Annotated in this window: 23 protein-coding genes; 12 read left to right on the forward strand and 11 right to left on the reverse strand. The window is 66.1% G+C overall.

What is annotated here, in order from left to right; genetic code table 11:
• Positions 1-9: 9 nt before the first annotated feature.
• On the forward strand, positions 10-1203 hold the full coding sequence (locus tag AB0C30_RS54160; protein WP_357959646.1) for an ATP-grasp domain-containing protein: 1194 nt from the start codon (positions 10-12) through the stop codon (positions 1201-1203).
• 164 nt (positions 1204-1367) lie between these two features.
• On the opposite strand, the gene AB0C30_RS54165 is transcribed toward AB0C30_RS54160, so the two are convergent.
• A complete protein-coding gene (locus AB0C30_RS54165; RefSeq protein WP_357959649.1) occupies positions 1368-1685 on the reverse strand; it encodes a hypothetical protein in 318 nt (105 codons plus the stop codon).
• A gap of 414 nt (positions 1686-2099) precedes the next feature.
• Between AB0C30_RS54165 and AB0C30_RS54170 the strand changes: the two genes are divergently transcribed.
• Positions 2100-2936, forward strand: coding sequence for a hypothetical protein (locus AB0C30_RS54170; protein ID WP_357959652.1), 837 nt, complete (start codon positions 2100-2102; stop codon positions 2934-2936).
• 121 nt (positions 2937-3057) lie between these two features.
• On the opposite strand, the gene AB0C30_RS54175 is transcribed toward AB0C30_RS54170, so the two are convergent.
• From AB0C30_RS54175 to AB0C30_RS54190, 4 genes are all read right to left on the reverse strand, one after another.
• On the reverse strand, positions 3058-3408 hold the full coding sequence (locus tag AB0C30_RS54175; RefSeq protein ID WP_357959655.1) for a hypothetical protein: 351 nt from the start codon (positions 3406-3408) through the stop codon (positions 3058-3060).
• Between the two features lie 22 nt (positions 3409-3430).
• Positions 3431-3751: a hypothetical protein gene (locus AB0C30_RS54180; protein ID WP_357959658.1), complete on the reverse strand. Its 321-nt coding sequence runs from the start codon at positions 3749-3751 to the stop codon at positions 3431-3433.
• A gap of 171 nt (positions 3752-3922) precedes the next feature.
• On the reverse strand, positions 3923-4282 hold the full coding sequence (locus AB0C30_RS54185) for a hypothetical protein (protein WP_357959661.1): 360 nt from the start codon (positions 4280-4282) through the stop codon (positions 3923-3925).
• Between the two features lie 11 nt (positions 4283-4293).
• Complete coding sequence (locus AB0C30_RS54190) at positions 4294-4701, reverse strand: hypothetical protein (protein ID WP_357959664.1); 408 nt, start codon at positions 4699-4701, stop codon at positions 4294-4296.
• Between the two features lie 99 nt (positions 4702-4800).
• On the opposite strand from AB0C30_RS54190, the gene AB0C30_RS54195 reads away from it, so the two are divergent.
• Positions 4801-6036 (forward strand): helix-turn-helix transcriptional regulator, encoded by a 1236-nt coding sequence (locus tag AB0C30_RS54195; RefSeq protein WP_357959667.1) that lies wholly within the window; start codon positions 4801-4803, stop codon positions 6034-6036.
• Between the two features lie 68 nt (positions 6037-6104).
• Here the strand turns inward: AB0C30_RS54195 and AB0C30_RS54200 are convergent, their stop codons facing one another.
• The 4 genes from AB0C30_RS54200 to AB0C30_RS54215 all read right to left on the reverse strand — a co-directional run bounded on the left by AB0C30_RS54200 (position 6105) and on the right by AB0C30_RS54215 (position 8793).
• Positions 6105-7052 carry a DUF1152 domain-containing protein gene (locus AB0C30_RS54200; RefSeq protein WP_357959669.1) on the reverse strand — a complete coding sequence of 316 codons (948 nt, stop codon included), beginning with the start codon at positions 7050-7052 and terminating at the stop codon, positions 6105-6107.
• Positions 7021-7725, reverse strand: coding sequence for a class II aldolase/adducin family protein (locus tag AB0C30_RS54205; RefSeq protein ID WP_357959672.1), 705 nt, complete (start codon positions 7723-7725; stop codon positions 7021-7023). The genes AB0C30_RS54200 and AB0C30_RS54205 overlap by 32 nt, the downstream gene beginning before the upstream one ends.
• Entirely contained in the window at positions 7722-7991 is a 270-nt protein-coding gene (locus tag AB0C30_RS54210) for a nucleotide-binding domain containing protein (RefSeq protein ID WP_357959675.1), read from the reverse strand. Before AB0C30_RS54210 ends, AB0C30_RS54205 begins: the two co-directional genes overlap by 4 nt.
• An 82-nt stretch (positions 7992-8073) precedes the next feature.
• Complete coding sequence (locus AB0C30_RS54215) at positions 8074-8793, reverse strand: four-carbon acid sugar kinase family protein (RefSeq protein WP_357959678.1); 720 nt, start codon at positions 8791-8793, stop codon at positions 8074-8076.
• Positions 8794-8924: 131 nt separating this feature from the next.
• On the opposite strand from AB0C30_RS54215, the gene AB0C30_RS54220 reads away from it, so the two are divergent.
• The gene (locus AB0C30_RS54220; RefSeq protein ID WP_357959680.1) at positions 8925-9716 is read left to right on the forward strand and encodes a DeoR/GlpR family DNA-binding transcription regulator; all 792 of its coding nucleotides are present in this window, start codon (positions 8925-8927) and stop codon (positions 9714-9716) included.
• Between the two features lie 48 nt (positions 9717-9764).
• Here the strand turns inward: AB0C30_RS54220 and AB0C30_RS54225 are convergent, their stop codons facing one another.
• Positions 9765-10304: an SMI1/KNR4 family protein gene (locus tag AB0C30_RS54225; protein WP_357959683.1), complete on the reverse strand. Its 540-nt coding sequence runs from the start codon at positions 10302-10304 to the stop codon at positions 9765-9767.
• A 177-nt stretch (positions 10305-10481) separates the two neighbouring features.
• Here AB0C30_RS54225 and AB0C30_RS54230 point away from each other — a divergent pair, with 177 nt between their 5' ends.
• The 5 genes from AB0C30_RS54230 to AB0C30_RS54250 all read left to right on the forward strand — a co-directional run bounded on the left by AB0C30_RS54230 (position 10482) and on the right by AB0C30_RS54250 (position 14610).
• On the forward strand, positions 10482-10997 hold the full coding sequence (locus AB0C30_RS54230) for a hypothetical protein (protein WP_357959685.1): 516 nt from the start codon (positions 10482-10484) through the stop codon (positions 10995-10997).
• Between the two features lie 100 nt (positions 10998-11097).
• Positions 11098-11589 carry a hypothetical protein gene (locus AB0C30_RS54235; protein WP_357959688.1) on the forward strand — a complete coding sequence of 164 codons (492 nt, stop codon included), beginning with the start codon at positions 11098-11100 and terminating at the stop codon, positions 11587-11589.
• Positions 11590-11712: 123 nt separating this feature from the next.
• Entirely contained in the window at positions 11713-12096 is a 384-nt protein-coding gene (locus AB0C30_RS54240; protein WP_357959690.1) for a hypothetical protein, read from the forward strand.
• Positions 12097-12398: 302 nt separating this feature from the next.
• A complete protein-coding gene (locus AB0C30_RS54245; RefSeq protein WP_357959693.1) occupies positions 12399-13964 on the forward strand; it encodes an alpha-L-arabinofuranosidase B in 1566 nt (521 codons plus the stop codon).
• Between the two features lie 253 nt (positions 13965-14217).
• The gene (locus AB0C30_RS54250) at positions 14218-14610 is read left to right on the forward strand and encodes a hypothetical protein (protein WP_357959696.1); all 393 of its coding nucleotides are present in this window, start codon (positions 14218-14220) and stop codon (positions 14608-14610) included.
• A gap of 11 nt (positions 14611-14621) precedes the next feature.
• Here the strand turns inward: AB0C30_RS54250 and AB0C30_RS54255 are convergent, their stop codons facing one another.
• Positions 14622-15008 carry an SRPBCC family protein gene (locus tag AB0C30_RS54255; protein WP_357959699.1) on the reverse strand — a complete coding sequence of 129 codons (387 nt, stop codon included), beginning with the start codon at positions 15006-15008 and terminating at the stop codon, positions 14622-14624.
• Between the two features lie 189 nt (positions 15009-15197).
• On the opposite strand from AB0C30_RS54255, the gene AB0C30_RS54260 reads away from it, so the two are divergent.
• The 3 genes from AB0C30_RS54260 to AB0C30_RS54270 all read left to right on the forward strand — a co-directional run bounded on the left by AB0C30_RS54260 (position 15198) and on the right by AB0C30_RS54270 (position 20216).
• Positions 15198-16184 (forward strand): DUF1838 family protein, encoded by a 987-nt coding sequence (locus AB0C30_RS54260; RefSeq protein WP_357959702.1) that lies wholly within the window; start codon positions 15198-15200, stop codon positions 16182-16184.
• A gap of 136 nt (positions 16185-16320) precedes the next feature.
• The gene (dnaE, locus tag AB0C30_RS54265) at positions 16321-19875 is read left to right on the forward strand and encodes a DNA polymerase III subunit alpha (RefSeq protein WP_357959704.1); all 3555 of its coding nucleotides are present in this window, start codon (positions 16321-16323) and stop codon (positions 19873-19875) included.
• On the forward strand, positions 19872-20216 hold the full coding sequence (locus tag AB0C30_RS54270; RefSeq protein ID WP_357959707.1) for a DUF6300 family protein: 345 nt from the start codon (positions 19872-19874) through the stop codon (positions 20214-20216). Before dnaE ends, AB0C30_RS54270 begins: the two co-directional genes overlap by 4 nt.
• Positions 20217-20330 lie beyond the last annotated feature (114 nt).

The following is a 20330-nucleotide window of genomic DNA, read 5'->3' on the forward strand; positions in this document are numbered from 1 at the left end:
TGCGGGCCAGTGAGGTTGTTCGTCATCGGTGCGGACCCGCGCCGCGAGTGGGCCTTTTCCGCCTGGCTGCGCGCCGGCCTGTCGGTCACCCTCGCGGACGGGGTCAGCGGCGGCGGTTTCGAGCACGCCGTCGATCGTTTCCATCCGGTCGAGGTCCGCGATGAGAAGGCCGATGTGGAGTCGCTAGTACGGATGGCGGCCAGCCACGACGGGGTGACCACGCTGGCCGAGGGATCGCTGATCACCGCCGCGACAGTGGCGCGGGAACTGGGCCTGCCGGGTCCGGGAGTCGGCGCGGCGCGCATCGCCCGCAGCAAGATCCGCCAGCGCTGGGCCGGTCAGCGGCACGGCCTGACCGGCCCCCGGCACTCGGCCGTCACCGGCCCCGACGATCTCGTCCGCTTCTTCGCCGCCGGAGTCCAGGCCGCGGTGCTGAAGCCGCCGGACGCCTCCGCGAGTGCCGCCGTGTTCGCCGTACACAGTGTCGAAGAGGCGCTGGACCGGTGGCCGCGAGTACGGGCGATCTCGCCGAGCCGTACCGGCATCGTGGAGGAGTACCTGCCCGGAGCGGAGGCGAGCGTCGAGGCCGTGGTGCGGGGCGGCGAGCTGGTCTTCTGCTCGCTGACCCGCAAGCAGACAGGTGGCCCTACCGGCTTTCTCGAAGTCGCCCACACCACCGACCAGGCCGAACGCCCCGACGCCGCCGTCAGCGCGCTCGTCCACGACCTGATCGCCGCCTGGCAGGTCGAATCGGCCATCTTGCACGTCGAGGTGAAGCTCGACGGCGGCCGCCCCGTCCTGCTGGAGGGGACGATACGACCGGCAGGCGACTACATCACCGAACTGGTGTCCGCGGTGCATGGCCGCGACCTCTACCTCGACCAGGCGCACCTGGCGCTGGGCCGGCCGCTCGCGGCGGACCGCCCACCCCGCGCCCGCCGGGCCGAGGTGCGCTTTCTGCTGGCCTCCGGCATCGTCCGCCGGAACGTCGCCCCGGTGGAGGTGCTCGCCGGCCTGCCGGACGTCAAGATCGTCCGGCAACTCGCCGCGGCCGGCTGCCGCCTTCCGCCACTGACCGCGAACTGGGCCAGGGCCGGGTACGCCCTCGGCTGGTCCACGGACGACGGCGAGTCGCTGACCGGCCAACTCCGGACGGCGGTCACCGATCTCGGCAAGCTGATGGGCACGCCGGAACTGGCCTGACTATAGGACGATCTCGGGATCGAGCTGACATGGGTCTTTCGGCGGCGAGGTTCAGTACCGGGAGTCTTTCCAGTCGTCCGGTCCCGCTGTCTCGTCGGCGGAGGGGACCGCGATGTCTGTCTTGGCGCCCCACCCGGTCAGGCGAGCGTCGACGACGTGGGAGATCAGGCGCTTGCCGAGCCTTCGGGCAGGGAGGTACGGACCCTGCGCACCAACTGGTCCTCTCCGAGCCACAGCCGCCACGAGAGTTCGGTCTTTGCGTACTTCCCGTCGTGCTGAGCCCGGAACGCGGCCGACGCCTTGTAAAGCTGGCTGAAAGTGAGCGTCCCCTGGTAGACAGTAGTACGGGTGTTGTCGTAGGTGCCGCCGGGTCGCTTGATATCAGTTGTGCCCAATATCGCCTTCAGCGTCTCTGGACCGGCGAGATCGATCCCGCCGGAATGCAGGAAGGGACGGGTCTTCTCGTCCTCGGAGAGGAGCACCCAGGTCTTCCCCTCGGGAGCGGGACTGATCCAGCCCTGGCAGTCCGTCCGGCCTTGAACGTGAGGAACGCGGGGGATCGTCAGGGGTCTCGGGGCTGGCGACGTCCCTGACGTCGGTGCCGGTCACTCCGGCCTTGCCGAACTCGGCTTGGGTCTTTTTCCGATAGCTCGTTCTTCCCCGGTTTCCAAGACCTCTGGGAGGTTGTCTCTGAACCTGCACCGTTGATCAGTCAGCTGTAGTTGGGGAGTGCACACTAGTGGAGCTGAATTGCCGATGGGCCCATGGGGCAATTCATCGCACATCACGGACGGAAGCGATCGTTTCCCGTCAGCCAGGAGGGCCCGTGGGGCTTTCTAGCAACCGGTGAACGCAACAGTCGGATGATGGCCAGCCCAGCGCCTTGCCGTGATGAGATGGAGATCATCCTCTGTGATGATCAGCGCATGAAACGCATGAGCGTCGTGCTGGTGGTGGCCAGCCTGCTGAGCGTCACGATTCCCGGCGGCGCCGTGCGCGCGGCACCCGAATCGGAGACTCTCGACTCGGTCGTTAAAGCGATCAAGAAGCAGTTCGCGAAGAAAAGCAGCGTGCGCTTCTCCGTCAAGCGACGCGGCGGGCCCCCAGCCACCTGGGACATCAGGGCGTCCGGTGCGTACCGCTTCAGTGCTTCAGGCGTGTACGCCACCGAAACCACGACGATCTCCCATGAACCAGGAGGGACAGGCCGGTCCCGGGAAATCAGCATCGGCCCGGACTTCTACTCGCAGGCCTACGTGCGTTCCAAAGACGGCAAGTACACCTGGAAGTCGCCTTCGACAGTGGGGAAATGGACCTACGGCGGGCGGAACCTCCCCGGGGTCATCTGGGGAGAGGACCTGATCAACGGGATCAACCCGGGCTTCCTCAAACTGGGCGCCTCCCACGGAACAACCAGCACCGACGGCGGAACTTTCGAGGGAGCGAAGACGACCCTTCACAGTGGCACGGTGACGGTTCCCAAGCTGGATGAGAGGCAGGCTGGGATGTACTTCGGCACCCGGGAGGAGGAGTTCGTGTATGGCGGGCCGATCACCTGGAAACTCTGGGTAGGCCCGGACCATCTGCCGCGACGCTTCCACGCCATCATGAGGTTCACCCGGCCGGAGGGCGGCGACACCTACACCATGACGATGAACATCATCTACCGAGGATGGGGAAAACCTGTCAAGATCACGGCCCCGCCCAAACACCTCATCACCGACGACTGGTGATCAACGAGTGGCGGAACGGCACACTCAACGTACCCACCAAGGTTCTGCATAGTTGTCGCGCAGATCGATGTAGGAGCGATCTGGGCGGCGACGGCACCGCCTCGTGGGCAACGGCGCGCTCTCAGGCGGCCTGCGGAGTGGATGCCGGCCTCCGGGTCCACGCCTGCGGCCTTTTCCTGGTCAACCGCCTGGTCATGAGCGTGATCGCGGCTACGGTCAGGTGAGCTTCGCTGTGCGAGGGCTTGCGCTCGAAGATCACGTTGCGGCGGGCGTTCATCATCCAGGGGTGCGTTCTTTCGACGATCCTTCGCCTCGCGAGTACTTTGAACCCGGTCTGGCCAGGCCGTTTGGTCACGATCTTCAAGGTGAGGCGGAGGAAACGGCGGACCCAGCCCACCAGAACCCCGGCGTAGGCGCTGTCGCCCCATATCAGCGTCAACTGTGGATGCAGCATCCGCAGCCGGGCCAGCACTTCCCGGGCGGCAGTTGTCCATTTATGCGGCTTGACGCTGCAGTTCGGGGAAACGGCTGGTCCACAGGGCGCGAACCTGTGGAGGCAGGACCAACTCGGGCCAGAGGGCCCGCAGGAGCGAGGCGTTCAGGAAGCGCCGCAGGTCATCCGGCGTGGCACTTTCCCGGATCACCCGCATATACATCAGCTGGGCATCGGCGGTCTGCTCCAGGTCGCAGCTACGCCTTGGTCCCCAGCCGAGGTGATGGGGAAGCACGATGACACCCCTGACGGGCCCGGTGAGCTCTTCCAACGTGTCGGGCATGACGTAAGGGCGGACTTCTCCGTATCCCTTCGCATCCATGCCTCCAGTGTGACCGATCCGGGCTGAGCGCGCAGTTGATCTTGCTAACGGGTGTGCTAACAACAGCTACGGAGAGTCATGGATTTCCATGGACGATGGGGCCGGTTTGTGGGGGGTGAGCTGGTCAGCCGAAGGTTAGGGCTCCAAGGGAGATCTCAATCTGGCTCTGCCTCAGGCGGTGTGTTTATCTTCGATGTGAATGACGATCAAATCGTGCCCGTCTTGATCGCGCTTGCTACGGCCGAAGAGGCCGACCGTGAGATCATCGTGGTTCTCCAACTCGCTGGGATCGACGTACGTGAGAACGTCGGGATGATGGCCGGTTACGGCCCAACCGGGTGCGTCGTCCAGGTCAACGATGTCGAAGTCTCCGGCCGGGGTGCCCGCGTGAACGGGACCGTACTCCCGTAAGAGCGAGGTCGCCTGCTGGCCGAGATCGTCGGTCGGCTCCATCAAGATGACGCAGGTTCCGTTGGCGAAGAGCACCCAGGACTTGGCGGGGTCCAGTAGACGACGCCAGGTCTCGATCATGGCCGTTTTGTTCATGCGGAGCAGCGTAACGGGGGACTAGGGGGGTCACTAGTGGACGGGGTGTTCGGCGGACTGATGCCTGACCGCGTGTTGTGCAAGAGGGCTGATTGCCAGGCCAGCGTGGACGCGAGCGCGATGGCGTCCTCCTGCCGGACGATCCGCATGACGCCTTCCGTCGCCATCTCCAAAGTGAGCGTCCTGCGGAGCTCGGCTGTCCACCACATCCGCCCGGACGCATCGCTCTCATAGTCGATGTCCCAGCCCGGATAGGTGTTGCGGAGCACCGAGAGCTGACGGCCGCGGAGGTCCAGCAGGAGAGCGGCATCGGCAACGACCTCGCGGACGTTCGGGTCAGTGGCCATGAGCGCGTGCGCGCCGGTGTCGGTCATCGCGTCGCGGTTGTTCGTGTCCCAGTGCACGGTTCCATCACACTCGCCTGTGGTACGACTGCGGGAGAGGACACCGGTGGCGCACCCTGCCATCCGCCTGTGTCCGCTCGTCCCCCGGAGGTGCGTGTGATGAGCAAGGTTCCGGCCTGGGCCGGTCGGCTACGCATCGAGCGGACCAGGCGAGGATGGTCTCAACGGGATCTTGCCCGGCAACTGTCCAGGGTCGCAGACAGGGTCCTGCCTGAGCCGGAGAGCATAATTCGCAGAATTCGGGACCACGAGTGCGGGAAGCACCGGCCGGACGATGAGTACGCCGAGCTGTACTGCCGCGTGTACGGGTTGAGCGAACACGCTCTCTTCCACGACGAGGACGAAGCGACGTACCTCGGCGACGAGATCGACGCGATCGAGCTCGCCCGTCGAGCGGGGGCCAGCGACGTCGGCCGGGAGACCCTGGAACGGCTGGAACTCGCCGTGGATGACCTGTCGTCGGCTTACCCTCGCACGCCTCCGGGCCAGCTGCTTGTACGAGTGAAGCGGCACCTGGAGTACGTCGTGCGGCTCTTCGACGGCAAGAAGACCATCGCCGAGCATCGACGCCTGCTCGTGGCCGGCGGTTGGCTGTCATTGCTTGCGGCAACCTGCCACATCGACCTGCGGCAATACCCCGCTGCGGCGGCACGCCTGCGGACCGCCGGACAGCTGGCCGGCCACGCCGAGCACTCCGAGATCAAGGCGTGGTGCCTGGAAACAGAGGCGTGGCAGGCTCTCACCGAGGGCGAGTACCAGCACGCGATGATCCTCTCCCAGGGAGCGCAAGACGTCGCTCCGCGCAGGAGTTCGGCCTACGTCCAGGCGACCGGGCAGGAAGGCCGGGCGTGGGCGCGGATGGGGAAGGGAACCGAGACCAGGGCCGCGCTGAACCGGATTCACCAGATGGTCTCTCCGATGCCTATCCCGGACCAGCCAGAGCATCACTTCCGATATGACCCCGCCAAGAGCGAGGCATACACCGCGACGACGCTATCGTGGCTGGGCGATCCTGCGGCCGTGGGCTACGCACGGCAGGTACTCGCTCGGTTGGAGTCCACGGAGGACGGTGGGCCGCGCCCGCGCAGAGCCGCCTCCGCTCGGCTCGATCTGGCTTTGGCCCTGCTCGCCACGGACGAACCGGGAGAGGCTGGTCACATCACCCTCCAGGCGGTCATGAGCGGCCTACTCGTACCCTCGAACTACTGGCGGGCCCAGGAGGTCATCGCGGGCATCGAGGGGCACGGCCTGGCCGAAGTCGTCGAACTACGCGAGGCGTACCGCGAGCTGTACGGTCGATCGTCGAAGTCGCAGCAACCACAGCTCGGCGTGTGAAGACGGACGTCGCGACCCATCAGTTCGACACTCCCGTTGGACAGCACGACTTGCTCGGGCCGGAGTCCCTAGTGCGGGAACGCCTTTGGCGGACGGGGTGTCACCTCGTCGCGGAACGTCTCGATGACGGAGACGACCTGGCGCATGAGTTCGGTGTCCCGGAGCCGGTCCAGATAGAGCGAGCGCCGGGCCAGCGCGTCGAGGTCCACGGCGAAGTAGATGGCCATGAGCGGGTTGACGAACAGCTCGCTGCCCTTCGTCCGGTCGGTGAAGCGCACGTCCCCGAACTCGCCGCGTACGGCCGCCGCGATCGAGCCGTTCACGATGCTCGGGTACGTCGGCAGCTCGGCCTGGGCGTGCGCGACGGCGTCGAGATAGAGCGCACCCGCCTTCGTGGACCTGGAGACCGACGACGTGCCCAGGTAGGCGCCGTCGCGTTCCAGGGCCGCCAGGTTCTCCAGGACCTGTACGTGGTTGACGCCGTGGTAGGCGTCCACCCCGAAGCCCAGGCAGGCCACGATCTTCTCGGGGACGTCGAGAGCGTGGGCGGCGGCCAGGCTCGTCATGTCCTCGGCTGGGGTGCCGAGGCCGGCTTCGTCGCCGCGCATGAGGATGTCGGTGCCGCCGTCCACCAGGACGACCGCGTCCAGGTCGAGGTGCTCGGCGAGCTTGGCGTACGCGGCGCGCAGCGGGCGGACGCCGACCTTGGGGAAGGCGTAAACAGTCGACGGCTGGCCGTGCGTGGCCAGCCAGCGGGCCAGGCAGCCCTCGGGGAAGTACCAGTCGCGGGTCGCGGTGTCCGGGCGTATCTCCGCCACGTCCTCGAACAGCCAGACGCCCAGGTCGAGGGCGTCGAGGTGGCTGAACGACAGGTTCGCCAGGTGCACCTCCTTGCCGGCCTCCCGAAGAGACAGGGCCAGGGGTAACCCGGCGTACACGTCGAAGCCTCCGCCAGCGCCGGCGACGAGGATCCGGCTGGAACGCTCAAGCCGGGCGGACAGCGGCGTGCCGAACATGCGTCACATCTTTCCGCAAAGACGTGGGCCCATGTTCGTCCGCGCCCGCGCCCCAGGGAGTCCCGTACTTGCCGGTGAGCTCGCGGATCTCCGCGTCGGCGAGGAGGCGGGGTTCACGGTCGCCGAGCAGCAGGAGCAGCGCGCAGACCTCCTCGACCTCGACGGCCGCCTCCACCGCCGCGCGCATCGACGAGCCGGTCACGATTGGGCCATGGTTCTGCAGGAGTGCGGCCCGGAACGGGAAGTCGAGCCGTTCCAGTGCCCCGGCCTGGGCCGTGTCCCCCGGAGCGGCGTACCCGATCAGTGGCGTCTGTCCGACCCGCATGACGAAGTACGGCGTGAGCGGCGGGATCGCGCTGCGCGGTGACCACGGCGGCAGGCAGGCGACGGCCGCGGCGTGCCGTGAGTGCAGGTGGACGACCGCCTTGGCGGCCGGATCGCGCCGGTAGAGCGCGAGGTGCAGGGGGAACTCCTTCGACGGCATGGGCCCGGCGACGTGCGTGCCGTGCTCGTCCAGGACCGACAGCCCCTCGGGGTCCAGGGCGGCCAGGTCGGCGCCGGTTGGGGTGATGAGCAGGCGGTCACCCTCTCGGACGCTGAGGTTGCCCGACGAGCCAGGGCTCAGGCCGAGGGCGGCCAGGTGGGCGCTCGCTTCGATCAGTTCGGCGCTCACGACAGCTTGTCCCATGCGGTGGGGAAGATGTCCGTCTCCCCGAAGTTGCCGGATTTGAGGGCGAGGTTGATCGGCAGGCAACGTTCGTTCAACCGCGCTTCCGTACGCGACCAGGTCACGCCGGGACTGATCTCGGCGCCGATGCGCAGGGTCCGGGCGCCGAGTGCGGTGACCACGGCTCCCGATGTCTCGCCACCGGCCACGAGCAGGTGGTGGGCCCCGGCCGCCACCAGGTCGGCCGCGCACCGGGCGAGCGCGCGTTCCACGAGCACCGCGTCCGTGCCCAGGTCCGCGTCGGTATCAAGGTCCGGGCCGAGGTTCGCGTCCGTGCCCAGGCCCGCGTCGGTGTCAAGGTCCGAGCCGAGGTTCGCGTCCAGGTTCGCGTTCGAGGCCGAGCGCCAGACCGGCCGCGCTGGTCACCAACCGTAGGTCGGCGGTGGCCGCCGCGATGGCGCGCAGGTCGGCGTCCGTGGTGGCGTCGACGACGGTCAGCGCGCCGTCGGCCTCCTGGGCGTTCAGGGCCGTACGGATGTGCGAGGCGCCTGCCCGTACCGTGTCGTGACCGATGAAGTGCACCCGCCGCCGCGTCTGAGGGGACAGCAGGCGGCCGAGGTGCGAATCCCGCATGGGCGTCAGCGGGTGGTCGCGCATGGGGCTTTCGTCGAGCAGGTCGTCGTGGACGAACAGCCGGCCGCGATAGACGGTGCGGCCGGTCGCCGGGAAGGCGGGCACCACCACCGTACGCGTCTCGCCGAGGGCGTCCAGCAGCGCTTCGGCCACCGGGCCGATGTTGCCCTCGGGTGTGGAGTCGAAGGTCGAGCAGTACTTGAAATAGAAGCGCTCGCATCCCGTGGCGCGCAACGCCTCCAGCGCCGCCACCGAGTCGCGCACGGCGTCGGCGACGGGCGCCGTGCGCGACTTCAGCGCCACGACCACGGCATCGGCCTGGGAGTCGACAAGGCCGCCGGAACCGACGGCCACCACGGTGCGGAACCCGCGGGCGACCAGCATCGTGGCGAGATCCGTCGCTCCTGTGAAGTCATCGGCGACGGCCCCTAGGTACGGCATCAGCCCTCCGGGCGTGTGACGACAGCGTTGATGTGAAGATAAAGTACATTACTTGACGTAGATGTGAATCGATGACTAGCTTCTGTTAAATCGCACCACTGCCTGTGGACCGACCAGGGAGGGAAAGCACGATGACCGCCCCGGAGGAGCCTCCACTCATCCCGGACCAGCGCCGCGAAAGGCTCCTCAAGCAGCTACGGCGCGAGGGTGTGCTGAGCGTCCAGCAGATCACCCAGATCTTCGGCGTCTCGCACATGACGGTGCGGCGCGACATCGCGGAGCTGGAGCGGCAGGGGCGGGTCTTCTCCGTCCCGGGCGGTGTACGCATCGCCCACCAGGTGCACACCGAGCCGACGTTCCATGACAAGTCGCTGATCGAGCAGCCTGAGAAGCGGGCCATGGGCCGGGCCGCCGCCGAGCTGGTGAAGGACGGCATGACCGTCTACCTCGACGCGGGAACGACCATCCTGTCCATGGTCGCGTTCCTGTTGCCGCGCGAGAGGCTGACCGTGGTGACCAACGACTTCACCACGGTCGACGAGCTCCAGGCGGCCAGGCACCTGTCCGTCATCCACACCGGCGGCCAGGTCGAGCCCGACAACCGCTCCAGCGTGGGGCGGCTGGCCGCGGCCACCGTACGGCAGCTCGCCTTCGACCTGGCCTTCATCAGCGCTGGCTCGTGGGACCTCATCCGCGGCGTCACCACCCCGGCCGCCGCCAAGGTGGAGATCAAGCAGGCGGCGATGGAAGCGGCGTCACGCTCGGTGCTGGTGGCCGGGTCGTCGAAGTACGGAAGTTTCGGGATGTACCGGGTCGCGCCGCTGAGCGCCTTCGACATGGTGATCACCGACGCCGCACTTACGGAGGCGGCCGCCGAAGGGATCCGCGCCGGCGGCACCGACCTTGAGCTGGCCAGGATCTAGCGCCTTCTCCGCTCCGGTACGGTCTGGGCTTGTCTGCCACCTGACTCCCTATGACAGCGGCTCACAGACGAGCGGATGGCCTTCGGTGCCTTGCGCGAACCCACTTGTGTCGTATCGAGCACCGGAGGCCCAACCCACCAGCCACTCGGTCATGGTCTCCGCGATGGGCGGCTCTTGCCCGGCCTCGTGCGGAACGATGATCACCGGCCAGGCTTCAGGCTCGCCTAAGGTCAACCAGCCGATGTCATCGCCGTCGATGGTGCTGCCCCAGCGGAAGAACCCCCCGGGTTCGGGCCACATGGCGAGCGTGAAGTCTTCGGGAGAGTCCTCTCTGAGGTCTCGGTAGTAGTCCATTTCCTCAGGCAACCCAGCACATCGCTCTTTGGTGAGCAGACGCAGGTCGCAGACATACAACCAACGAGCGAAGTCGCAGCTCCCGTAGCGTTCTATGAAAGCGACGTAATCATCCGGAAGCCGCATCCCGATATCCGCGAAAACCTCATCCCAGGCACGAACGCCGAAGACCGGTGAGGGCGGCGGGGGAACAAGGGCGGTGAGCTGCTCAAGCGGCGCAGGGTCGTATGGCACGCCGCCGACTGTAGCGGCAGCGACAGACAAACCTATGCCTTCCGCGGAGGCACCCAGCTCCGGAATTATCCGTAATCATTCATGCCATGCGCAATGCGTGACGGCCAGGCCGGTGATGTGAGTGTTCGACTCGCGGGAGCAAGCGTCAATTGCGCTGGTCTGTGGTTGACTGGCGCAGTGATCAATTTACATCCGGCACTGGGAACGGCGAGAAAGAGCTGGCTGACACTAGTTCTCATCGTGCTGAGCACGGTCTTCCTTGCGGGTTGCGGAGGGTTCTGGGACACGGCTACCGGCGGGGGACTGTGTCAGAAACGGGCGGATTACGAGAACGCCCTTGTCCGGGAGGCATTGGGCCCCACTTTCTCTCAGGCGGGGCTGGTCGCGTCCATGCAGGATATGAGCGACTGCGATTCATCTACGTACGGTTCATGGGTTGATGTCAACCTTGAGAAGGCGGAGCCGAAGGATGCTGTCGCGGCCTTTGTGAAGGCGGGGTGGAGCAGCCGTCCGGCCTCCGAACGCTCTCGAGACTGCCCAGCGGACCGGTGTGAGGCATACGACCTGACCAAGAAGTTCGGGCAGCGGGTCGTCGCCGTGTCGGTCGAGGGACGTTATAGCGTGACCATGTTTGTTGCTTCGGCGGCCGACGACTGCTGGGACGGCAAGGGCTACAGGTGCCTCGACGGGTAGGGACAACGCCTTCGAGTGCCTGTAGTGGTCGACCAGCTCTGTCGTCATGACTGGCTCTTCGCGTTGCCGCCGGTGGCCCTTGATCGTGACGGGGAATGTGATGAGTACAGACCTGTACGGAATTCGCGTGATGGCGCTGGAACCGGGGCAGCGGCGCGTCCGGTTGCGCGTCTTCGTCACGTATTACGACGCCGATGAGTACGACCAGGCGCTGTTGGATGGAGATACGAGCTTCTTCTTACGCGTGCTATGGGACGAGGTCGAGGATGCCGGTCCGCTGGGCGAGCAGGTCAGCTTGGATGAGATCCTCGACGACGATTGGGTTGATGGCAACACCTGGCGGTTCATCGAGCGGTATGAAGCCGTGATGTCGAAGAACGTGTCATTTACAAAGACGGACATCGCCAACCTGCCAACCAGACGCTACGACCTGCATTGGTTCACCGACGAAGAGTTGCTGGTCCAAACCGATTACGATGTGTGGGTAACCGATCCCCGCTGGTTGGCGCACCTGAGCCTGGGCCAGCACTGGACCACCACCTCGTACCCGACCCAGGCCGACCGACCGCGTGCAGAGGACGCGCTGGGTTGACCGTCGCGGCCCGCGGAACCTACGACAACCGCTCCACTGATCGGTAACGGCTCGGCAACCCTTGCGACAGATCTCGAACTCGCCAGCTGCTGTCGGCGACCAATAGGCATGACGGAGCCGATCATGGAGCCGGATCAGCAGCCGAAGGGCGGGACAGCGCTCCTGCTTCTCGGTCTCCTATGGCTCATCGGCACACCCACCCTGGGTGTTCTGGCGTTCTCGTACGGCTTCACCGTGACCGAGGGCACATCGGCGAACGAAATCCTCTTCCTGGTGTGCGGGATAGCCATGTTGATCCTCGGGCTGGGCGCCCCGCCGGTTGGTTTCATCGCCAGTCTGGCGCTGAACAACAAGGCGGGCGCATGGACCTACGGCGTGATCGTGGCGGCATTCGTCGCCCTCGCGATCGCGTTCGTCACCAAAGATCGAGGCGGCCCGGTCCACGTGGAGGAGCCGGCCGTGTGCACGGCATCACCAGACAAAGCGGTAGGGGTGCCCGGCTGTTAGGGCGACAAGCTGTGATCGTTCTGGCCGCGCCGCGTTTTCATAACTCCGCCGAAACCTTGACGCAACATAGGCTTCCGATCCATAGTGAGCCAGTCACCCCATAAGCGCGTCTCTGGAGGTCTTATAGCACGCAAGAATGTTAGCGCTAACAATGTAACCTCCTTTCCGTCCCTGTCGCAATGTCGCAGGTCGGCAGGCATGTCGCTGTGCGCACAGTCGCACGGCGGCGTCCTTCGCGTCTTTCGTTTAATGACCTGTGCCTGGAATATAGCGACGCCCCCCCTGAAAGGCAGAGGTTCATCATGATTGTTCGGTCCCAATTACGGCAGCTTAAAAAGGTCCTGCTGTCCGCCGGTGCGGCCGTCGCGCTCGCCGCCGGCCTCCTGGCCGGGGTCTCCACGCCGTCACAGGCCGCCACGTCGCTGTCGTGTGACATCTACGCCGCCGGCGGCACCCCGTGCGTCGCGGCGCACAGTACGACCCGCGCCCTGTACGGCGCCTACAACGGCTCGCTCTACCAGGTGCGCCGCACCTCGGACAACACCACCAGGAACATCGGCCTCCTGAGCGCGGGCGGATACGCCAACGCCGCGGCACAGGATTCGTTCTGCGCGGGTACGACCTGCCTCATCACCATCATTTACGACCAGTCCGGTCGCGGTAACAACCTCACCCAGGCGCCCCCCGGCGGGTTCTCCGGCCCGGCTCCCGGCGGGTACGACAACCTCGCGAACGCGACCGCCGCGCCGACGATGATCAACGGTCACAAGGCGTACGGCGTCTACGTGGCTCCCGGCACCGGCTACCGCAACAACAACACCAACGGCGTCGCGAAGGGCGATCAGCCCGAGGGAATGTACGCGGTCTTCGACGGCACGCACTACAACGGCGGCTGCTGCTTCGACTACGGCAACGCCGAGACCAACAGCCGTGACAACGGCAACGGCACCATGGAGGCCATCTACTTCGGGAACATCAAGGTCTGGGGCTACGGCCCGGGCAACGGCCCCTGGGTCATGGCCGACCTCGAGAACGGCCTGTTCTCCGGAGTGAACCCGGGTTACAACGCGAACGACCCGACCGTGAACCACCGGTTCCTGACCGCCATCATCAAGGGCGAGCCGAACCACTGGTCGATCCGGGCCGGCAACGCGCAGTCGGGCAACCTGTCGACGTACTACAACGGAGCGCGCCCCAACGTCGCGGGCTACAACCCGATGAAGAAGGAAGGGGCGATCATCCTCGGGATCGGCGGCGACAACAGCAACAGCTCCGCTGGCACCTTCTACGAGGGCGTGATGACCTCCGGCTACCCGTCGGACGCCACCGAGAACTCGGTGCAGGCCGGCATCGTCGCCGCCGGATACGCGCCGTCTAGCGGCGGCAACCCCGGCGGAACGCTCACCCCCGGCTCGTCGATCTCGCTGCGCGCGACGACGGTCTGCTGCACCGACCGCTACATCCGGCACCAGAACGACCAGGCCATCACGTCGGTGATCACCTCGGGCAGCTCGTCTCTCGACAAGAGCGACGCCTCGTGGATCGTACGCAGCGGCCTGGCCAGCGGTTCGTGCGTGTCGTTCGAGTCGAGGAACTACCCCGGCGACTTCCTGCGGCACCAGAACTACCAGCTGTACCGGCAGCACAACGACGGCAGCTCACTGTTCGCCGCCGACGCCACCTTCTGCCCGCAGGCCGGCAAGAGCGGCCAGGGCTCCTCGCTCGCCTCCTACAACTTCCCGACCCGGTTCATCCGCCACTACAACAACATCGTCTACATCGCCAGCAACGGCGGCTCGAACGCCTTCGACAGCGCCACCTCATGGGCCAACGACGTGAGCTGGATCGTCGAACAATCCTGGGCGTAGATGACATCGCCCACCTGAGTGGAGCCGTCCCCGGTCCTTGGGGGCGGCTCCTCGCCGTTCTCCCCAGACCGTCGGGTGAAGGAGTGGCTCCATTTCAGCTAATTTCCGAAATTTTCGGCTACGAGGTGAATGTCATCCCAGGTTGCACGGCTGCATAGGCGGCCGATCTCCGAAATATTTCGGATGTGCGTTGACACGTTTCAGGCGGGTTCTCAGACTGATCGCCAACGCCCCACCTGGAAGGGAGAGCCCAATGACCCTCCGTACGAGGGCCGTCGCGCTGGCGGTAGCCGTGACACTCTCGCTCACTGGAGCGCTAACCGTAGCCCCCACCGGGGCAACGGCGGCAACCGGAGTTGAGGACGAGGGCGCCGACTGCGTGGTGACCGGCCTGCCCGACGCGGGATCCCTGCCGAGCAACTCCCGGCTCCCCGACCCTTTCAAGAAGCTGGACGGTACGCGCATCTCCGCCAAGTCCGACTGGCGGTGCCGACGGGAAGAGATCAAAAAGCTGGCGGAGAAATTCGTCTACAACGTCGCCCACAACGGCACCCTCGCCCCCGGAGCCGGCATCACCAGCGTCGGCTTCCAGGCGACCCGCCCGAACGGCAACACCGCACTACCGTCCGGATACACCTGCGCCTGACAGCTGAGGGCCTACCTACGAGACAGCCGCGCTGCCAGGATCCGAGCGCGGGCGAGCTGGACATTGCGCGCCTGGCCGGCCGCGAACCCGGCCAGGAGCCATGGCGCCGTCAGGTCGAGCCGATCGCTCATCCGTGTACCGGTGCCGTCCGGCTCAAGGTCGAAGCGGTAGGCCATGCGTATGCGTCCCGGGCTCCGCACCTCGCCGTGGACGGACAGGCCGTCGGTGTGCAGGGCCACGTCGATCGCGTTGTCGTACGTGAAGATCCGTAAAAATCGGAAACGCTCGACGGCCCTGTACCGGATCACGTCGGGCTCCGAGCGGTCCACATCGCTGACGGCCACCACGAGGGGGGACAGACCGATGTAGCTCTCCGGCGTCGTCAGGTGCTCGAACACCTTTTCCGGTGGCGTCCACGTGGAATTCGTGGGTCAGCACGCTGCTCGACACCTGGCCTCCCGTACCTGCGAGTTATGTCGAAGAATTGTGGTCAGATTTCTTACCGCCGGGAAGCGCGGAATGATCACGAACAGCGGCCTGGGATGATCAGCCTGATCACTGTCACCCTCGGCATCCCAGGAGCACCCTTGTCCAAGCGTCGTGGCTTAACCCTGTCCGCGGCCCTCGCCGCGCTGTTCGTGTGCGTCGCCATCCCTGGAGCAGCGGCGGACCAGCAGACAGAGGATCCGACATATCCGGGACCGGTCTACAAGACGGTTACGGACAAGAGCGGGCTGCTGTCCCTGCAGACCAATGGGCGGCCGGACGGAAAGGACATGGTCTTCCGGATCTCAGGGGCCGTCTACGCCAACATCGAGGGCAACGCCTACGACCCGCAGCTGCGCCATGGCCAGAAACTGTTCAACATCGAGGGCTACAACATCCGGCGGCTGTACCGGGTGCCCGGCACCACGCAGCTCTACCAGCTCTCCCGCGAGATCGTCTTCTACACCGACCCCACCGACCCCACGAAGATCCTGCGGGAGTGGAAGAACCCGATCGACCAGCGCACCTACCCGGTCGTCCCGATCAACAACGACACGGTGAACTTCGGCCCGTTCAACGTCACCTCCTCCTACGTCGGCCCGCCCCTGCGGCAGATGCACGACGAGACCGAGTGGACCAGCGACATCCCGGTACGTACCGACTTCGGGGCCACGCTGGGCGAGCAGTTCGGCCTGGTGAACGGCGTCTACGCGGCCCAGGAGATGTTCGACTTCTACGTCGACGATCGCGAGGTCGCGGCCCGTACGGTCGCGGGCAGCATCCCCAAGGGCGCGATGGACACCAAGATCAGCTGGGCCAGGACGAGCCCGTGGGCGCCGTTCATGTGCCTGCCGGAGACCGGCGTTCGCGGGCAGCTGACCTACCACGCCCGCAGCTGGTCGCTGGATTCCTACCTGGACGTCGAGCCGTGGCTGCGGGCGGAGGTCGACACCGCCTACCCGCTCTTCAAAGCCGCTCCCACCGCGCCCGGCCCGAGCGAGAACTCCTGGAGCTCCTTCTACAACAAGCAGTTGGGTAAGGGCGCCACCACGTGGTCCGGCTGGTGCGCCGCCAACGGCAAGGGCTGACCTTCCGGGAGCCACCTTGCACTCTGGCAACACCCCGGCAACAGGGTGTCTGCCCCTTCGGTTCGATGCTCCAACAGCCTCGCGGGACGGAATAGGCTCATGCTGCAGTCGGGCCGGGGCAAGGTTAGGGGAACGGGTGAGCAAGTCCTTCGTACATCTGCACGTCCACACTGAGTACAGCATGCTTGACGGGGCGGCGAAGATGAAGCCGCTGTTCAAGGAGGCCGCCCGCCTCGAGATGCCGGCGATCGCGATGTCCGATCACGGCAACATGTTCGGCGCGTACGAGTTCCAGAAGGTGGCCAAGGACAGCCCCGTCAAGCCCATCATCGGCATCGAGGCCTACGTGGCGCCGGAGAACCGGTTCGTGAAGAAGCCGGTCTTCTGGGGGTCGCGAGCCGAGACCGGTGTGGCGGACGGCGAAGGCGGCAAGGACGTCTCCGGCGGTGGCCGGTTCACCCACATGACCATGTGGGCCAAGGACGCGAACGGACTGCGCAATCTGTTCAAGTTGTCGTCCTTGGCCTCGTTCGAGGGCTACTACTCCAAGCCCCGGATGGACCAGGACCTGATCTCCCAATACGCCAACGGCATCATCGCCACCACCGGCTGCCCGTCCGGTGCGGTGCAGACCCGGATCCGGCTCGGCCAGTACGACGAGGCGGTCAGGGTCGCCGGCGAATACCAGGAGATCTTCGGCAAGGAGAACTACTTCCTGGAGCTGATGGACCACGGCATCGACATCGAGCGGGAGGTCCGGGCCGACCTGCTGCGGCTGGCCAAGCAGCTCGACATTCCGCTGCTGGTCACCAACGACAGCCACTATGTGACCGAGGACCAGGCCGACGCGCACGACAGCCTCCTGTGCGTCGGCGTGGGCAAGAACAAGGACGACCCCAACCGGTTCCGCTTCAACGGGTCGGGCTACTACCTCAAGAGCGCCGACGAGATGCGCAGGCTGTTCGCCGATCTGCCCGAAGCGTGCGACAACACGCTGCTCGTGGCCGAGATGGTCGGCGACTACAGCGACGTGTTCGCGTACGTGGACCGGATGCCCCAATACCCGGACGTCCCCGAGGGCGAGACGCAGGAGTCCTGGCTGCGCAAGGAGGTCGAACGCGGCCTGGAGATGCGTTACGGCACCCCGGTCCCCGCCGAGGTCATGGAGCGCTACGAGACCGAGATGAAGGTCATCGGCCCACTCGGTTTCTCCTCCTACTTCCTGGTCGTCGCCGACATCTGCCGGCATGCCCGCGACAACGGCATCGCGGTGGGGCCCGGCCGTGGTAGCGCCACCGGCTCGATCGTCGCCTACGCGACGCGCATCACCGAGCTCGACCCGCTGGAGCACGGCCTGCTGTTCGAGCGGTTCCTGAACCCCGAGCGCATCAGCCCGCCCGACATCGACCTCGACTTCGACGACCGCCAGCGCGACCGCATGGTCCAGTACGTGACCCAGAAGTACGGCAGCGAGGCCACCGCGCAGGTCAACACGTTCGGCACGATCAAGGCGAAGGCCGCCGTCAAGGACGCCTCCCGCATCCTCGGCTACCCGTTCGTGATGGGTGACAAGATCACCAAGGCGATGCCGCCGGACGTCATGGGCAAGGGCGTCCCGCTGGCGGACATGTTCAACGAGAGTCACCCCCGTTACATCGAAGGCGCCGAGATCCGCGCCCTGTACGAGAACGACCAGGATGTGCGCAAGGTGATCGACACCGGCCGCGGCATCGAGGGTCTGATCCGCGGCACGGGCGTGCACGCGGCGGCGGTCATCCTGTCCTCGGCGCCCCTGCTGGACCTGATCCCCATGCACATGCGGGACAAGGACAAGGTGATCATCACCGGGTTCGACTACCCGAGCTGTGAAGACATGGGCCTGATCAAGATGGACTTCTTGGGCCTGCGCAACCTGGGCATCATCGACCACGCCATCAAGATCATCAAGCAGAACCGGGGCGTGGAACTCGACACGCTGACGCTTCCCCTCGATGACAAGACCACGTACGAGCTGCTGGCCCGCGGCGACACCCTGGGCGTCTTCCAGCTCGACGGCGGCCCGATGCGGCAGCTGCTGCGACTGATGGAGCCCACCCGGTTCGAGGACATCGCCGCAGTGCTCGCCCTCTACCGGCCGGGCCCGATGGCCGCCAACGCGCACACCAACTACGCGCACCGCAAGAACGCCCGCCAGGACATCGAGCCCATCCACCCCGAGCTCAAGGAAGCGCTCGAACCCATCCTCGGCCCCACCTTCCACCTGCTCGTCTACCAGGAGCAGATCATGGCCGTGGCCCGGGAACTGGCCGGCTACACGCTGGGCGGCGCCGACCTGCTGCGCCGCGCCATGGGTAAGAAGAAGAAGGAGATCCTGGACGCCGAGTACGCCAACTTCCAGGCGGGCATGCGCGCCAACAACTACAGCGACGAGGCGATCCAGGCGCTCTGGGACGTCATGCTGCCGTTCTCCGGATACGCCTTCAACAAGTCCCACACCGCCGGATACGGTCTGGTCGCTTACTGGACCGCCTACCTGAAGGCCAACTACCCCGCCGAGTACATGGCCGCCCTGCTCACCTCCGTGGGTGACGACAAGGACAAGGCGGGCGTCTACCTCGCCGAATGCCGCAAGATGGGCATCCAGGTCCTGCCGCCGGACGTGAACGACAGCCAGCTCGACTTCGTCGCCGTTGGTGACACCCAGGTGCGCTTCGGCATGGGTGCCGTCCGTAACGTCGGGGAGAACGTGGTGGAGGGCATCGTCAAGGCCCGCGCCGAGAAGGGCCGCTACGAGCACTTCAACGACTTCCTCAGCAAGGTGCCGTTGACGGCCTGCAACAAGCGAGTCATCGAATCGCTGATCAAGGCGGGCGCCTTCGACTCGCTCGGCCACCAGCGTAAGGCCCTGCTCATGGTGCACGAGCAGGCGGTCGATTCGGTCATCGACATCAAGAAGAACGAGGCCCACGGCCAGGACTCCCTGTTCGGCGGCCCGAGCGACGACGAGGGCGAGGCGGCGTTCTCCGTACAGATTCCCGACATGGAGTGGGACAAGAAGACGCTGCTGGACTTCGAGCGGGAGATGCTCGGCCTGTACGTGTCGGACCACCCGTTGGCGGGCACGGAGCGGCTGCTGGCCCGCAACCGCGACACCACCATCGCCGAACTCCTCGAAAGCGGCCGTGACGACCGCGGCGACGTACGGGTGTGCGGCCTCATCACCAAGGTCGACAAGCGGGTCAACAAGGCCGGCAACGTGTGGGCGATCGTCACGGTCGAGGACATGGACGCGGCCATCGAGTGCCTGTTCTTCCCCAAGAGCTACGAGCTGTACGCGCCGGAGCTACGCGGCGACGTCGTGGTGTCGGTCGGCGGCCAGATCAACAACCGGGACGGCGCCATCAGCGTCTTCGCGCAAGATCTCACCCCGCTCGACGTGTCCGGCATCACCAGCGATTCCGGGCATCCCGTCACCATCCAGGTCCGCGAGGAACGCCTCACGCAGCAAACCGTGGAAGAGCTCCGTAACGTGCTGAAGCTGCACCAGGGCAGCGTGCCACTGCGGATCAATGTGCAGCGGCTGAGCGGGAAGACCCTGGTGTGCGCTCTGCCGGAGTTCTCGGTCAACGCCGAACCCAGCTTCGCCGCGGACGTGAAGCAGCTGTTCGGACCGGAAGCCATCATGCTGTGACCCAACGGCGGATCGAGGTCGTCTCGACCGCGGGGCCGCCCACGTGCCCGCGCTGCGAAGGCGAAGCGCTGCTGTCGGCGCGGGTACCGTACGGCTGGGCCAACGCAGGCGGAGGGTGGGTGCACGGCCGTACCGGGGTCGTGCTCTGCCCTGCCTGCGATGAGGATGCGCCGCACGCGGCGCCGCTGATCACGTGGTTCCACGTCCACGGCAAGGCCGACCATGGGGACGCGGAGCTCGCGCGGCTGCTGGCGGCGTGGGCCCAGAATGTGTCGGTGTCCCCTTTGGACGAGCAGGCGCTGGAGGCCGAGATAAGCCGGTGGCGGCGCGGCGACCTGTAGCGTCATTCGGACGCGCGCCGCATGATCTCCTCACGGCCGTGGACTTCCATGAGCGTCCCGTGAGCACGTACGGGCGTCCTGTTCCGTTGCGCCTTCATGTACCCAGACAGCCGT

Source organism: Nonomuraea sp. NPDC048901 (genome assembly GCF_040649695.1).
Classification (GTDB): Bacteria; Actinomycetota; Actinomycetes; order Streptosporangiales; family Streptosporangiaceae; genus Nonomuraea.

Coding starts and splice junctions, on each gene's coding strand:
- AB0C30_RS54170 (WP_357959652.1), top strand. CDS start 2,100: ATGGAGATCATCCTCTGTGATGATCAGCGCATGAAACGCATGAGCGTC.
- AB0C30_RS54180 (WP_357959658.1), bottom strand. CDS start 3,751: ATGGATGCGAAGGGATACGGAGAAGTCCGCCCTTACGTCATGCCCGAC.
- AB0C30_RS54185 (WP_357959661.1), bottom strand. CDS start 4,282: ATGATCGAGACCTGGCGTCGTCTACTGGACCCCGCCAAGTCCTGGGTG.
- AB0C30_RS54195 (WP_357959667.1), top strand. CDS start 4,801: ATGAGCAAGGTTCCGGCCTGGGCCGGTCGGCTACGCATCGAGCGGACC.
- AB0C30_RS54200 (WP_357959669.1), bottom strand. CDS start 7,052: ATGTTCGGCACGCCGCTGTCCGCCCGGCTTGAGCGTTCCAGCCGGATC.
- AB0C30_RS54215 (WP_357959678.1), bottom strand. CDS start 8,793: ATGCCGTACCTAGGGGCCGTCGCCGATGACTTCACAGGAGCGACGGAT.
- AB0C30_RS54220 (WP_357959680.1), top strand. CDS start 8,925: ATGACCGCCCCGGAGGAGCCTCCACTCATCCCGGACCAGCGCCGCGAA.
- AB0C30_RS54235 (WP_357959688.1), top strand. CDS start 11,098: ATGAGTACAGACCTGTACGGAATTCGCGTGATGGCGCTGGAACCGGGG.
- AB0C30_RS54240 (WP_357959690.1), top strand. CDS start 11,713: ATGGAGCCGGATCAGCAGCCGAAGGGCGGGACAGCGCTCCTGCTTCTC.
- AB0C30_RS54245 (WP_357959693.1), top strand. CDS start 12,399: ATGATTGTTCGGTCCCAATTACGGCAGCTTAAAAAGGTCCTGCTGTCC.
- AB0C30_RS54250 (WP_357959696.1), top strand. CDS start 14,218: ATGACCCTCCGTACGAGGGCCGTCGCGCTGGCGGTAGCCGTGACACTC.